The organism is Marinomonas sp. GJ51-14 (assembly GCF_055808695.1).
In genome coordinates this window covers 3,716,897-3,731,636 of record NZ_CM147879.1, presented here as the reverse complement: position 1 = coordinate 3,731,636, position 14,740 = coordinate 3,716,897, and the positions used below count along the sequence as shown (strand labels likewise).

At 41.1% G+C, this 14,740-nt stretch carries 13 protein-coding genes and 2 pseudogenes; 12 read left to right on the top strand and 3 right to left on the bottom strand.

Annotated elements, in window-relative coordinates:
* Positions 1-464: 464 nt before the first annotated feature.
* Positions 465-1,402, bottom strand: a pseudogene (locus AC0L3Y_RS17985) (LysR substrate-binding domain-containing protein).
* A gap of 105 nt (positions 1,403-1,507) precedes the next feature.
* Between AC0L3Y_RS17985 and AC0L3Y_RS17980 the strand changes: the two are divergent.
* Positions 1,508-2,416 carry a DMT family transporter gene (locus AC0L3Y_RS17980; RefSeq protein ID WP_473467203.1) on the top strand — a complete coding sequence of 303 codons (909 nt, stop codon included), beginning with the start codon at positions 1,508-1,510 and terminating at the stop codon, positions 2,414-2,416.
* Here AC0L3Y_RS17980 and AC0L3Y_RS17975 read toward each other — a convergent pair.
* Complete coding sequence (locus tag AC0L3Y_RS17975) at positions 2,402-3,109, bottom strand: TetR/AcrR family transcriptional regulator (RefSeq protein ID WP_473467200.1); 708 nt, start codon at positions 3,107-3,109, stop codon at positions 2,402-2,404. The genes AC0L3Y_RS17980 and AC0L3Y_RS17975 overlap by 15 nt on opposite strands.
* On the opposite strand from AC0L3Y_RS17975, the pseudogene AC0L3Y_RS17970 reads away from it, so the two are divergent.
* A pseudogene (locus AC0L3Y_RS17970) lies at positions 3,101-5,123 on the top strand (oxidoreductase). The gene AC0L3Y_RS17975 and the pseudogene AC0L3Y_RS17970 sit on opposite strands and share 9 nt — an antisense overlap.
* Positions 5,124-5,199: 76 nt before the next feature.
* Here AC0L3Y_RS17970 and AC0L3Y_RS17965 read toward each other — a convergent pair.
* The gene (locus AC0L3Y_RS17965) at positions 5,200-5,589 is read right to left on the bottom strand and encodes a hypothetical protein (protein ID WP_473467198.1); all 390 of its coding nucleotides are present in this window, start codon (positions 5,587-5,589) and stop codon (positions 5,200-5,202) included.
* A gap of 435 nt (positions 5,590-6,024) precedes the next feature.
* Here AC0L3Y_RS17965 and iscR point away from each other — a divergent pair, with 435 nt between their 5' ends.
* From iscR to ndk, 10 genes are all read left to right on the top strand, one after another.
* Positions 6,025-6,513 carry a Fe-S cluster assembly transcriptional regulator IscR gene (iscR, locus tag AC0L3Y_RS17960; protein ID WP_473467196.1) on the top strand — a complete coding sequence of 163 codons (489 nt, stop codon included), beginning with the start codon at positions 6,025-6,027 and terminating at the stop codon, positions 6,511-6,513.
* A gap of 72 nt (positions 6,514-6,585) precedes the next feature.
* A complete protein-coding gene (gene sufB, locus AC0L3Y_RS17955; protein ID WP_473467193.1) occupies positions 6,586-8,022 on the top strand; it encodes a Fe-S cluster assembly protein SufB in 1,437 nt (478 codons plus the stop codon).
* Between the two features lie 14 nt (positions 8,023-8,036).
* Entirely contained in the window at positions 8,037-8,822 is a 786-nt protein-coding gene (sufC, locus tag AC0L3Y_RS17950) for a Fe-S cluster assembly ATPase SufC (RefSeq protein WP_473467190.1), read from the top strand.
* A gap of 3 nt (positions 8,823-8,825) precedes the next feature.
* Positions 8,826-10,085, top strand: a complete 1,260-nt coding sequence (sufD, locus tag AC0L3Y_RS17945) for a Fe-S cluster assembly protein SufD (RefSeq protein ID WP_473467187.1) — start codon at positions 8,826-8,828, stop codon at positions 10,083-10,085.
* An 11-nt stretch (positions 10,086-10,096) separates the two neighbouring features.
* Positions 10,097-11,314, top strand: coding sequence for an aminotransferase class V-fold PLP-dependent enzyme (locus AC0L3Y_RS17940; protein ID WP_473467184.1), 1,218 nt, complete (start codon positions 10,097-10,099; stop codon positions 11,312-11,314).
* Between the two features lie 9 nt (positions 11,315-11,323).
* The gene (locus tag AC0L3Y_RS17935; protein WP_473467182.1) at positions 11,324-11,674 is read left to right on the top strand and encodes a HesB/IscA family protein; all 351 of its coding nucleotides are present in this window, start codon (positions 11,324-11,326) and stop codon (positions 11,672-11,674) included.
* A 6-nt stretch (positions 11,675-11,680) separates the two neighbouring features.
* Positions 11,681-12,211: a putative Fe-S cluster assembly protein SufT gene (gene sufT, locus AC0L3Y_RS17930; protein WP_473467179.1), complete on the top strand. Its 531-nt coding sequence runs from the start codon at positions 11,681-11,683 to the stop codon at positions 12,209-12,211.
* 119 nt (positions 12,212-12,330) lie between these two features.
* Positions 12,331-12,756: a SufE family protein gene (locus tag AC0L3Y_RS17925; protein WP_473467177.1), complete on the top strand. Its 426-nt coding sequence runs from the start codon at positions 12,331-12,333 to the stop codon at positions 12,754-12,756.
* A 117-nt stretch (positions 12,757-12,873) separates the two neighbouring features.
* Entirely contained in the window at positions 12,874-14,028 is a 1,155-nt protein-coding gene (locus AC0L3Y_RS17920) for an IscS subfamily cysteine desulfurase (protein ID WP_473467175.1), read from the top strand.
* A gap of 175 nt (positions 14,029-14,203) precedes the next feature.
* Positions 14,204-14,611, top strand: coding sequence for a nucleoside-diphosphate kinase (ndk, locus tag AC0L3Y_RS17915; RefSeq protein ID WP_012069066.1), 408 nt, complete (start codon positions 14,204-14,206; stop codon positions 14,609-14,611).
* Positions 14,612-14,740 lie beyond the last annotated feature (129 nt).

The window sequence follows — 14,740 nt, the reverse complement described above, 5'->3', positions numbered from 1 at the left end:
CGTTCTGCGAAAGCAGAGCGGGTTTTTTCGTTTTAGGCTATTTGGAAACGAGAGCGTCTTGGTTGTCATTTACTTGCGCCTGTCTCGTGCCTCGACGCGTCTGCGTAAATGACAACCAAGAAGCTACTCCTTTAGATCTACTGCCTTACCTTCTATTGTTTAGGCCTTCCTCGTGCCTCGACGCGTCTGCGTAAATGACAACCAAGAAGCTGCTCCTTTATATCTACTGCCTTACCTTCTATTGTTTAGGCCTTCCTCGTGCCTCGATCCGTCAGCGTTAATGAAAAATAAAAAGGTTCAAAATTGTAGGTTCGCGCATATGTAACTGTGAGATAGAAAGGCTGGTATAGGCCAATTGTAGCTTGGATGGATGGGCTGAAGAGCAAAGGTGTAATTAGGAAATATAACACCCTTGAAAATAATCACGGTAATAAATGTGTTTAGTTGAGTTATAAATGAGATATTTAAGTTGATTGTAGCGCTTTGGCTTCTTCAGTTAACCACTTTCTTAAATAGCGAATAACATCTTCATTTTTACGGCTTTCTTTATAAGCCAAATAGAAATTATCGCCGGTCTCAAAACCACAGCAAGGTAGTTTGACCAGTGCTTGTTCGTCGTTTTTTTCGTTCATCATATAGTCATTGACAAGTGCAATGCCAAGAGAGTGTTTCGCAGCTTCATAGGCTAGCATTAGGTGACTAAATCGATGAAATTGTATGCTGCTTGGTAATGGTTGTTTCAAGTTTGAAAACCAGCGTTTCCAATCCTCTGTATGGCGATCGTAGATGCTATAGGAAGTGATAAGTGAGAATTGAGCTAAAGGGCTAGGTGTCGTGTTCAGTTTATCAGTGAGCTCTTTATGTGAAGTAACATTTAATCTGTTTTTAATCGTCTCAAGGTAATGTTGGCTGCAAACAGGAAATAGTTCCTCTTGATAAAGGGATTCAAAGCAGAATCCTCTTTTTCTTTTTCAGTGGTAATAAAAAGGTCAGCTGTACGATCAGATAGCTCAGGAGAGCCATGACTCATTTCAATGCTTAACTCTAGGTTTGGATATAAGCGCTTCAATTCAGGTAATCGGGGGATTAACCAATAAACGGCAAATGAGCTATACACAGCCAGTCTTATATGGGTTTCCTGCTCTCCTTTTATCTGATTCGTCGCCTGAGCTATTTGTAGCAGGGAGCTACTGATTACATCTAGATAATGTTTTCCTTCAGCTGTTAATTCTAAGTTACGTCCTTGGCGATGGAAAAGTGCTTCCCCAAGGTGATTTTCCAAAATTCTTATCTGATGAGATACCGCGCTTTGGCTAATGTTTAGCTCATTTGCTGCCAATGAAAAGCTATTTAATCTAGCAACAGTTTCAAATACAGGGAGTGATTTTAGAGGTGGTAGCATGTTTTATTATCCAAATAACTAATACTTACTATGAATATATCATTTTAACTAATGGATTAAACTTATTAAACTGCGAATATTAAATATTATTCAAGAGGAAGTGTTATGTCTGGACGCACTGTTGCCAGCGCTATTTTTGTCCTGGTGTTAGGGAGTTTCTTTGCTACCTTGTGCGATGTGTTCATTAAGTTAGCGGGTCCTGATGTTGCTATCTTTCAATTTACTTTCTTGCGGGCTGTTTTTATGTGTCTGATTTTATTCCCAATAGTGTATGTCAGGCACTTATATCGTCCTCAATCTGCTGTTTTTGTCGGCTTTAAGCTTCATTTTCTTCGCGGAAATATGTGGGTTTTAGCTGGTGTTCTTCTTACCTTATCTTTGTCAGAGCTCTCTTTGGCAACGGCTAATTCTGTGTTTTATACGGCACCAATTTTTATTATGTTGTTTGGTGCTTTCTTTTATAAAGAGCGTTTGTCATTTGAGGTTGTTATTGCAGCTGTACTTGGTTTTATTGGTATATTGGTTATTTTGAGGCCTACTGAGATTAGTTCAGGAATGATTAGTGCTGTTCTCTTTGCGATTGTGTTAGCAACGAACAGTTTGCTAATTAAAAAACTACCACAGAACCAAGATATGCTATGTGGCTTATGTATTACTCAGTTTTTTGCTTTGCCTATGGCAGCTGGGCTAGCAGTTTGGGAAGGCGAGGCTTTTCAGGTTGATTTATTGTTTTACTCTGCTTTGTCTTCAATTTGCTCTATTTTGTATGGTGTCTCTTGTTTGATTGGATATCGTTATGTCGCATCGAGCAAAGTGACCAGTGCGGAATATTCGGGTCTTATTTTTGCTTTTCTGATTGGCTGGTTAGTATTTGGAGATGTTCCAGATTTGGGGGTATTTATAGGTGCACTTTTTGTCATTTTACCTTTGCTTTATTTGAGTCATCAAGATGTTAGAAGATTACGTAAACAGGAGTCTATGTCTAATAGTCGAGCTAATTTAGGAGCAGGTTGAGTTGTCAATACATAGGTTTTTTACCATCTGATCTATCATTTCTGATAGGTCAGATTGCTCTAGATAAATGCCATCTATAAAGAGTCTTGCTAGTCCATGTAGACTTGCCCATGTTGTTTGTCCAATTCTCAATGGGGTATTGGTGTTAGTTAATACCTTTTGATCTTGTAGTATTTCTACCCACTCAATCCACACTTTAAATGTGCGCTTTGATGCTGCTTTTAATGCATCATTTGGTTCACCTGCTTTCCAAATTGCTCTGCCATACATTAAGTCATAGGTTTCACTATGTTGCTGGGCATACCCCAGATATAAATGAACATATTGGGTAAAGGATTCTTTCCCTGACTGCTTTTGTGCGATTAAGTTGTTGAGGATTCTTTCTTGTTCGTGAAATCCTTGTTCTGCTAAAGCGCAGAGTAGGGCGTTCTTATCTTTAAAGTGATGATAGGGTGCCGTTCTCGATACGCCAACGACGTCCGCAAGCTTACGCATGCTGAGACTTTCCACACCTTGCTCTTTAATGATGAAAGCAGCGGAGTCGAGTAGAGACTTGGTTAAGTCTCCATGGTGGTATTGTTTTTTTAGAGTAGGCATTTTTTTATTAGAACCTCTTATCTTGACAGTGTCAAAATTTAAATCTATCTTGACAGTGTCAAAATAAAAATAAAGCGAGTTTTCATTATGAGTCATTCTACCTATCCCCACTTATTCGAACCGTTAGACTTAGGTTTTACACAATTAAAAAATCGAGTGTTAATGGGGTCTATGCATTTAGGCTTAGAGGAAATGAAAGGCGGAATTGAACGCATGGCTGCTTTTTATGCTGAGCGTGCGAGAGGTGGTGTCGCGCTAATTGTGACCGGTGGTATTGCTCCTAATTCTGAAGGTGCTGTTTATGCTGGTGCGGCTGCAATGACATCTGAGCAAGATGCAGAAAATCATCGTGTTATTACAGATGCCGTTCATAAAGAAGGTGGAAAAATTTGTATGCAGATTTTGCATACAGGACGTTATGCTTACAATCCTAAATCTGTTGCACCATCTGCAATTAAAGCGCCGATAAACCCTTTTGAGCCAGAAGCATTAACTGAAGATGGGATTGAGAAGCAAATATCAGACTTTATAAAAACGGCTACTTTAGCTCAAAAAGCTGGGTATGATGGCGTTGAGGTGATGGGCTCAGAAGGCTATTTTCTGAATCAATTTATTACTTCAAAAACTAATCACCGTGAAGACGATTGGGGCGGTGAATATGCCAATCGAATTCGATTACCCATCGAAATTATCAAACGTATTCGATCTGCGGTAGGCGACCATTTTATTATTATTTATCGTTTATCAATGTTGGATCTAGTGGAAGGTGGTAGCAGCCTAGATGAAGTGGTTCAGCTTGGTTTAGAAGTCGAAAAAGCGGGGGCAAATATTATTAGTACAGGGATTGGTTGGCATGAAGCTAGAATTCCAACCATTGCGACCAAGGTTCCTAGGGCCGCATTTACTTGGGTTACCGCCGCACTGCGTAAATCATTAACAGTCCCTTTGGTGACTTCAAATCGAATTAACACGCCTTATGTTGCTGAGCAGGTTCTTGCTCGAGGTGATGCTGATATCGTGTCTATGGCCAGACCCTTTCTTGCAGATCCTGAGTTTGTATTAAAAGCAGAGCAAAATCGCTCAGATGAAATAAATACCTGCATCGGCTGTAATCAGGCTTGTTTGGATCACGCTTTTGCAAACAAATTAACCTCTTGTCTTGTGAACCCTAGAGCTTGCCATGAAACTGAATTGGTTATTTGTCCGACTGAGAAGCAAAAGCGAATTGCTGTTATTGGTGCTGGGCCTGCAGGATTGGCATTCGCCACAACGGCAGCGAAACGAGGTCACTTGGTAACCTTGTATGATGCATCAAATGAAATTGGTGGACAGTTTAATATTGCTAAGCGCATTCCTGGTAAAGGGGAGTTTTTTGAAACATTGCGTTATTTTCAGCGTCAGATTGAAATTACAGGTGTAGATCTTCAGTTGAATACACGAGTTGATGGTGAGTACCTCAAGGTAGCTAAATTTGATGAAGTGGTTTTAGCGACAGGGATTTTGCCAAGAACGCCAGAAATAGAAGGTATTGATCATAAAAAAGTTTTGAGTTATTTGGATGTGATGAATGGGGCTTCCGTTGGAAGGCGCGTTGCTGTTATTGGTGCTGGCGGAATTGGCTTTGATATTTCTGAATACTTAATACATGAGAAGGTACAAAAGCAGCAAGACATTAAAGACTTTATGCACCAGTGGGGGGTTGATATGACCTTGGCTGCTCGAGGTGGTGTAGAGGGGGTAAAGCCTGTATTTGAAAAGGCAGTAAGAGATGTTTTTTTATTACAGCGTAAGAAAAGTAAAGTTGGCTCAAAATTGGGTAAAACAACAGGTTGGATACATAGAGCCGAGTTACTTGCAAAGGGTGTTGTGTTTTATTCTAACTGTGATTATCAGCGTATTGATGATCAAGGTCTTCACCTTTCCATTGATGGTGAAAATCGTTGTTTAGATGTTGATACTATTGTTGTTTGTGCTGGTCAAGAGCCGAATCGATTGTTAGAGGATGAAATTAACCAAAAAGTATATTTGATTGGCGGTGCTGACGTTGCGTCAGAATTGGACGCAAAGCGCAGCGATTAAGCAAGGGACTGTGCTGGCTGCAGAGATTTAGTTTTTTACAATAGATATTTATATTTGATGATCTTAGGCTATCAAACTATTTTTGATGGATTTGATAGCCTAAATTTTTATTGTCCAGTTGATCTAGTGTCGTTTGGTTCACCTGTTTTTAATAACTTCAACAAATCTTCTCTTTTTAGACTGCCTTTTTGAGCAAGGTCTAATTGATACTGATACTCATCATTCCAATCCGTGGTTCTCGGAATAATGCCAGATAAATCCTTCATCGCTAATTTCATAACTTTTAGGTAAGCCTGAATGTTTTGCTCTTGATTGATGAGAATGTTTTTTAATGCTGTTGCACTACTGTGTCTGAGGTAAAGCTGCAAGACATCATTTTGATCCTTCATTATTCTTAGTTTTGTGTTTTGCTCTTCAATGGATTCCTGAAAACTAAGGAGTAGGGCATCCTGTTCCTTATCTTTATCAGCAATTTGATCTTCTTCGGGAAGTTGCATAAGAAAAAAGTAACCCCAGAAGAAGCCGCTACACTGAATATGAAACACAAAAAGAAGGCGATCAAAATTCCCTTAGATTTTTTGCTTGGTGTTTCTATTTCGAATGATTGTTCGTTGTCGGACTTTGGTTTCATGATTGTGTGTACTTTAATTTATGTATGTAACTAGTAGTCTGCTTATTTACACAAAAAGAACAAGTTTAGCCCTGTTTTTTTCTGTGTGTGTTTTGTATTGATTGGATAGTACAGTGTTTTCTGCCAATGATGCATTATGAAACCACATTCTGCGGTTTAGTTTTCCTCTCGGTACACGTAAAATATAGCACGATTATTAAAGACCGTAATAACCTACTAAAATAGTCAGGTAAATACTTGATAAAAACAGTAGGTTTTGTGTACTATTTACCCTCACAGAATAATCTTAATTGGATAGCTTATGCGCCTGACAACAAAAGGTCGTTATGCAGTCACCGCCATGCTTGATTTGGCGTTGCATTCGGATCAAGGGCCAGTGTCTTTATCGGATATTTCAACTCGACAAGGAATATCATTATCTTATCTTGAGCAATTGTTTTCTAAGCTTCGCAAGAAGTCATTAGTGAGCAGTGTGAGGGGGCCGGGCGGTGGATATCGTCTTAGTCGTTCAAATGATGATATTTTTGTTGCACAGATAGTCGATGCGGTAAATGAATCCGTTGATGCAACTGGATGCAAAGGACGTAGTGATTGCCAAGGTGGTAATACTTGTCTGACTCATCACTTGTGGTGCGACCTAAGTGATCAGATACATGACTTTTTAAATAATATTAGTTTAGAGCAATTGGTTCGTCGAGAAGATGTTCGGCAAGTGGCTGAACGACAAGATTTCGAAGGCCGACAAAGTCAGTTTGAACATGACAAGATTACTGCCTCGATTGTTGATTAAGTAAAGAATAAATTAGTAGAACAAGCGCTCTGATGCTCAGTGTGTTTGTTCCTATCAAGAGTGGGTTTTTATATGACTGAGCAGATAGATAAGGCGCTGGCAAGGGAATACGAAGCTGGTTTTGTGTCTGATGTAGAATCAGAGACGTTTGAGCCTGGTTTGGATGAGAGTGTCATCCAGCGTATTTCCGAAATGAAAGGCGAACCTGAATGGATGCTTGAATGGCGCTTAAGTGCATTCCGTGAATGGCTTAAAATGGAAGAGCCTGATTGGGCATTGGTCGATTATCCAAAAATAGATTTTCAGGCCATCTCCTATTATTCCGCACCCAAAAGTATGAAGGATAAACCTAAATCTTTGGATGAGGTTGACCCTGAGCTACTGCGTACCTATGAAAAGCTTGGTATACCTCTGATTGAGCAACAGATGTTGGCAGGTATTGCTGTCGACGCTGTCTTCGACTCTGTTTCTGTTGTAACAACCTTCCGAGATAAATTAGAAGAAGCTGGCGTTATTTTTTGTCCAATCTCTGAAGCAATTAAAAAGTATCCAGAGCTAGTCAAAAAATACATAGGCAGTGTTGTCCCTAAAAAAGATAATTACTACGCTGCATTGAACTGTGCTGTGTTTACAGACGGTTCTTTTGTTTATATCCCTAAGGGCACTCGTTGTCCAATGGAGCTATCGACTTACTTTCGTATTAATGAACAGAACACAGGGCAATTTGAACGTACTTTGATTATTGCTGATGAAGGTAGTCATGTCAGTTATTTAGAAGGTTGTACTGCGCCTCAACGAGATGAAAACCAATTACATGCGGCGGTTGTTGAGCTAGTTGCTATGGACAACGCTGAGATTAAATACTCGACCGTTCAAAACTGGTATCCCGGCGACGAAAACGGCAAAGGCGGGATTTATAATTTCGTGACTAAACGTGGTATTTGCCATACCAGTGCAAAAATTTCATGGACACAAGTTGAGACGGGGTCTGCTGTCACTTGGAAGTACCCTAGCTGTATTTTGAAAGGTGATAACAGTGTGGGGGAATTTTATTCCGTAGCCCTTACTCGTGGACGTCAACAAGCCGATACTGGCACCAAAATGATTCACCTTGGTAAAAATACCAAATCGACGATCATTGCCAAAGGGATTTCCGCTGGTAAAAGTAATGGTAGTTATCGTGGTCTTGTTCGAATGAATCCAGGAGCCGATGGCGCACGTAACTTTACTCAGTGTGATTCATTACTTATTGGTGATCAATGTGGTGCTCATACTTTTCCTTATGTAGAAAGCCGCAACCCATCTGCGATTATTGAACATGAAGCGACGACTTCTAAGGTCAGTGATGAGCAAATGTTTTTGTGCCGTCAGCGTGGTCTAGATCCTGAAAAAGCCGTTTCTATGATAGTGAATGGTTTTTGTAAGGAAGTATTTAAAGAATTACCAATGGAATTTGCTGTTGAAGCGGGCAAGTTACTAGAAATTAGCCTTGAAGGCTCTGTAGGTTAAAGGAATTGTTAAAGATGTCGAATAGCAAAAGTTTACTGACGATAAAAGATTTACACGCAAGCGTAGAAGAAAAGCAGATTCTCAAAGGATTAAGTTTAGATATTAAGCCTGGAGAAGTGCACGCTATTATGGGACCAAATGGTGCCGGTAAAAGTACTTTGGGTTATGTGTTATCTGGCCGTGATGGTTATAGCGTAGAAAGTGGTAGCGTTACGTTGAACGGTGAAGATTTGTTTGAAATGGAAACAGAAGAGCGTGCTCGTGCCGGCTTGTTTCTTGCTTTTCAATATCCCGTAGAAATCCCTGGTGTAAGTAATTTAGAGTTTTTAAAGGCCTCTGTTGATGCTCAACGTGAAGCGCGTGGTGAAGATGCGATTACATCCGCTGATTTCCTAAAAGAGGCAAAAGCAGCTTGTAAGCAAGTTAACTTGCCTATTTCGTTTCTTAAGCGTGGTGTGAATGAAGGTTTCTCTGGCGGCGAGAAAAAACGTAACGAGCTAATGCAGATGCTATTGCTGAAGCCGCAGCTTTGTATTCTTGACGAAACTGATTCAGGTTTGGATATTGATGCTTTGCAGGTCGTAGCAGAAGGCGTAAATAGCCAGCGTTCTGCAGAGCGTAGCTTTATTGTTGTGACTCATTACCAGCGTCTACTTGATTACATTAAACCAGATTTTGTTCATGTTTTGTCTGACGGTAAAATCGTGAAAAGTGGCGACGCGTCTCTTGCTCACGAATTAGAAGCGCAAGGTTATGCTTGGTTACAGAAAGAGCCAGCTGAAGATGAACTTGAGGGGTAATGCATGAGTGAATGGTTAGAAAGCGCCATTACTCGAGCGCAAGGTATTAATGATTGGCTCGCTCCAAAACGAGCGAATGCCGTTGAATTGCTATCAAACACCAACTGGCCAACACGTAAAACAGAAGCATGGCGTTATACACCACTTCGTTCTGTTGAGCGTTCTAGTGCAAAAGCCATTACGGATGTGGCTGGGTTGTCTCCTGTTGACGTGGCTGATTTATCGGCGATTGAGTTGGTTTTTGTAAATGGTAAGTTTGATGCTTCACAATTAAGCACAGTATTGCCTGAAGGTTTGTCTATTTCTTTAGGGCAAGATTTGGGTGATGCGCAAAAAGCACAAGCATTAGACGCATTTTCAAGTATTAAGCCTAAACGTCACTTGTTTGGTTTAGTAAATGATGCACTTGCACAAGATGTGGTTGTTGTTTCGCTTGCTGAAGGTGTTGAAATTACTCAACCTATTCGAATTAGTTCTTTATTAAGTCAAGGTGCAGAGTCTCATACTCGCGTTCAAGTGAGTTTGGCTGAAGGCTCTCGATTGGCTGTTATAGAAGATGTTCAAGCCTCTGGGGATACGTTAAATACCGCCTTTGTAGAATATGAGATAGCTAAAAAAGCACACCTTGAACACTATCGCTTTGCTTTGCAAATAGGTTCAAATGTTGCCATTGGTGGTAGTCATTTTAATCTACACGATCATGCAACGATGCATAGTACTATTGTTGGTTTTGGTAGTGATTTATCTCGTTTGGATACGGATATTATTCACGCTGGTGAATTTGCTGATGCCAAATTGAATGCTATGTACCTGTTAGATGGTAAAGAGCTTTTTGATCTTCATGCGACGGTTGAACATGCAATGCCAAACGGTACAACGGAGGAAAATGTTCGTTGTATTGTGGCTGACCACGCCCGTGCTGTTTTTAATGGTCGTATTCATATTCATCGTGATGCGCAGAAGACATTGGCTGAGCTGAATAACCGCAATTTATTGATGTCGAATACAGCAGAAATTAATACCAAGCCTGAGCTTGAAATTTATGCTGACGATGTGCGTTGTGCTCATGGTGCAACGGTGGCTCAAATTGATAAGCAAGCTTTGTATTATTTACAAACCCGTGGTGTGAGTCGTTCAAAGGCTCAGGTTATGCTCAACTTTGGTTTCATTAATGAGTTGATTGATTTAATGCCAAATGCGGCGTTAGCGGAGTGGATTCGTCCTATTATTCGTGAGCGTTTTGCGCAGATGGAAGTGAAGTAAGCGAGAGTCGAATGAGTTTTGATGTAGTAGCTATCCGTGATCAATTTCCTATTTTGAAACGTGAAATTGATGGTAAACCTTTGGTTTATTTAGACAATGCGGCAACGACACAAAAGCCACAGTGCGTTATTGATGTCTTGGTAGATTATTATACGACGTGTAATTCTAATGTGCATCGTGGGGCTCACCGTCTTGCGGATGAAGCTACTCGCCGTTTTGAAGCTGCGCGCGATATAGTGAAAGAATTTATCAATGCACCAAAGCGCGAAGAAGTTATTTGGACAAGCGGTACAACTGAGGGCATTAATATTGTTGCCAATGGATTGGGCTCATTGTTGTCACCGGGTGACGAAGTGATTGCAACAGGAATGGACCATCACGCTAATTTGGTGACATGGCAGCAAGCCTGCAAAGTATCTGGCGCTACTTTGAGAACGGTTCCTGTGACAGATGAAGGCGAATTAGATCAAGACGCCTATGATGTTATGCTGAATGAAAAAACCAAATTTGTAGCTTTTCCTCATGTATCAAATGCATTGGGAACGATTAATCCCGTTAAAGAAATGACCGCCAAGGCAAAACAGTTTGGCGCTTGGGTTTTAGTCGATGGCGCGCAAGGTGCGGCTCATGGTTGGGCTGATGTGCAAGAAATTGGTTGTGATTTTTATGTGTTTTCAGCTCATAAACTTTATGGACCAATGGGAATTGGCGTGCTTTGGGGGCGTGAATCTGTTCTTGAAAACTGGCCTGTTTGGCGGACTGGTGGAGAGATGATTTCCACGGTAACTTTAGAAGATGCAACTTGGAACGTTTTGCCTTATCGCTTTGAAGCTGGTACGCCTAATGTTGGCGATGCTATCGCAGCAGGAGAGGCTATTCGCTGGTTCAGTGCATTAGATCAAGAAGCGGTTGCAGCACATGAAAAAGCTTTGTTGGATCGTGCAACTGAGTTGGCTGAAGCATTTGAAGGCCTAACTATCATTGGTAGAGCGAAGAATAAAATAGGTGTTTTGAGTTTTGTTATGGATCACGGACATCCAGCAGATATTGGCTTCTTATTAGATCGTCAAGGAATTGCTGTTCGTACTGGTGACCATTGCGCACAACCGCTAATGGCTCGTTTTAATGTGCCGGGTACGGCGCGTGCGTCTTTTGCTATTTACAATACATTAGAAGAAGTTGACGCTTTGTTTGTTGCACTGAAAAAAGTGCGCACAATGTTGGCTTAGGAGGTTTCAATGACAGCAACAACCTTTGATCCTGTCTCTAGCGTGTCTTTAACCGCTTCTGCGCAGAAATATTTTGCCTCTAAATTGGTTAAGCAGCCAGGGAAATTGATTCGATTGAGTACTAAGGCAAGTGGCTGTACGGGCTTTGCTTATGTATTGGATATCGTAGATGGACCATCAGCAGAAGACACTGTGTTGTCTTTTGATAGCGTGACTTTGGCTGTGGATTCACAGTCGATTGCTATGCTTTCTGGAACAGAAATTGACTTGGTGCGTGAAGGCGTTAACGAAGTTGTGAAGTTTAATAACCCTAACGTTGTAGCTGAATGTGGCTGTGGCGAAAGCTTTAGTGTGAGTTAATCTTTCATGCAAAAAATGGTCGTAACACAGCGTGCTTGTCCTGCACGTCGAGTGCCAAGCGGTGAGCCGGTTAGCATTCCAGAAGGTCAATTTATTACTATTAATCAAAGTCTCGGTGGTAATTACACGGTAACGTGGCAAGGTAATATGCTGCGAATTGATGGTACTGACGCAGAAGCCATTGGTCAGCAGCCGGAAGTGTTGGAGTTTGCGGACTTAGGTTCAAGCGAAATTAATGAAGAGCAAGTTTGGCAAGCAATAGACACGGTTTTTGATCCGGAAATTCCAATTAGTTTGGTGTCTCTTGGTTTGGTATACAAGGTTGAATTAGATCAAGAAACTAAAACGGTATTGATTAACATGACATTGACTGCGCCAGGGTGTGGTATGGGGCCTGTGCTAGTCGGTGATGTGAAATACCGTGTAGCAAAAGTACCAAATGTTAAAAACGTTAAGGTTGAATTGGTGTTTGATCCTCCTTGGTCACGAGAAATGATGAGCGAAGAGGCACAGTTGGAAGCGGGTCTTTTCTTCTAACGCTGTTGTAACTAAGCCTTATGTCGCTAAGTGAAGTGGAATACAATAAGAAACGGCCTTGGTAGCTTGCTAAGTGCCGTTTTTCTATTTTTATGGTTTTAATTCAAAAGAGGGGTGTCATGTCCTTACCTAGTACAGAAGATATCGTAGATGATCTGTTGTTTTTCGATGATTGGGAAGACAAATACAAATACATAATTGATCTGGGTAAGTCTCTGCCTGCCTTCGATGATGACTGGCGTACACCTGAGCGTTTAGTGAAAGGTTGTCAGAGTAGTGTTTGGATTCAGCCTGGCAGTGAACAAGATGATTCTAAAGGTGAAGTTCTGATTTTTTCTGTAGACAGTGATGCCATTATTGTTCGTGGTTTACTGGGGCTTGTCTTGTCCGCTTTGAATCATAAAACACCCGAAGAAATTTTAGCCTTTGATATTTCTAGTTATTTTGCAGAACTGGATCTTGAACGCCACTTGAGCCCGACTCGTGGAAATGGTCTGCGTTCTATAGTTAATCGTATCAAGAGTATTGCGCAGGCTGCGGCTTAATTTGAATGTGCTGTTGATTATTTGAAATGATCTTTGTTGCCACAGATGTTGCTGTGCTTTAGATGTTTTTGTTACCTGATATGTTTTTTGTCTTAGACAGTTGTTGGAGCCTTGTACATGAATACCCCGGTTTATCTAGATAATTCTGCCACTACTGCAGTGGATCCAAGAGTTGCTGAAAAAATGATGGCATGTTTAACGCAAGACGGCAATTTTGGTAATCCAGCCTCTCGCTCACATCTTTTTGGCTGGCGAGCAGAGGAAGCAGTAGAAGAGGCTAGGTTGCAGGTGGCTAGTCTTATTGGTGCCGATTCTCGTGAGATTGTTTGGACGTCAGGAGCAACAGAAGCGAATAATCTCGCATTGAAGGGGGTTGCGCACGCTTATCGTCAAAAAGGTCGTCATATTATTACATCAATGATCGAGCATAAGGCAGTACTTGATCCTTGTAAGCAACTTGAAAAAGAAGGTTTTGAGGTGACTTATCTTCAACCTGATTTTCATGGTGTTATTTCTCCGGCTCAAGTGGCTGAAGCGCTTCGTGATGATACGATTCTTGTGTCTTTGATGCATGGTAATAATGAGTTGGGTGTTTTGACTGACATCGCTGCGATTGGCGAGTTGACATCTTCACGTCGAATTTTTCTACATGTTGATGCGGCGCAGACTACAGGTAAGGTGGCTATTGACGTTAATGCCATGAAAGTCGATTTAATGTCTTTAACAGCACACAAAACCTATGGGCCAAAAGGTATCGGTGCTTTGTATGTTCGGCGTTCTCCGAAAATAAAACTAGAAGCTCAAATCCATGGAGGTGGACATGAGCGTGGAATGCGTTCTGGGACGCTAGCGACACATCAAATTGTCGGTATGGGGGAAGCGTACCGTTTGGCGTCTGAAAATATGGCCACTGATTGTGCTCGTATATTGAAGCTTCGTGAGCGTTTATGGTCATCTTTGAGTGAGTTGTCTGATATTTACTTAAACGGTGATTCGGAATATCGTGTTGCTGGCGTCATTAATGTTGGCTTTGGTAATGTAGATGGTGAAGTGTTGTTGATGTCTTTGAGTGATATTGCGGTATCGTCAGGGTCGGCTTGTACCTCAGCAAGTTTAGAGCCATCTTATGTATTGCGTGCGCTCGGTTTAAAAGATGACTTAGCGCATAGTTCATTGCGTCTTTCAGTTGGACGTTTTACCACGGAAGAAGAGGTAGATTTTGCTGCAGAGACGATTAAGAATGCAGTGACTCGCCTTAGATCGATAGGCTAATAGGGGTAAAATCTTTTTTTATTCTATTCAGTGCAAATAATCTTGCTTGGAGCATACAATTTTTATCAATTGATGCGTATAATCCACGCGCTGAACTTTTATGTACCGGGCCATGGCTTTTATGGTTATTGCTATGCTAGTCATCGCCCTTTTAAATCTAATTTGGAGTTATATCATGGCGTTAGAACGCACTCTATCTATCATCAAACCTGATGCTGTTGCAAAAAACGTAATCGGTGAAATCTACACTCGTTTTGAACGTGCTGGTTTTAAAATTGTTGAAGCAAAAATGATTCAACTAGATGACGAATTGGCTGGCGGTTTCTACGCTGAGCACAAAGAACGTCCATTCTACAAAGACTTGGTTGCCTTCATGACTTCTGGTCCTGTTGTTGTTTCTGTTCTTGAAGGTGAAGGTGCTGTTCTTCGTCATCGTGAACTAATGGGCGCTACTAACCCTAAAGAAGCGGCTGCTGGTACTTTGCGTGCAGATTACGCAACATCTATTGATGCAAATGCTGTTCACGGTTCTGATTCTGTTGAATCTGCAACACGTGAAATTGCTTACTTCTTCGGTAAGTAATTGATCGGTAGGGCTTCTAGTCCATCCGAAATAGAGAAGGCGGGCGTTGGCCCGCTTTTTTGCAGAGGCTTCTGAAAAGACATTATCTTTTCAGAGGCTTTTTTCGTTTAAACTTAATGCTAAGAATAG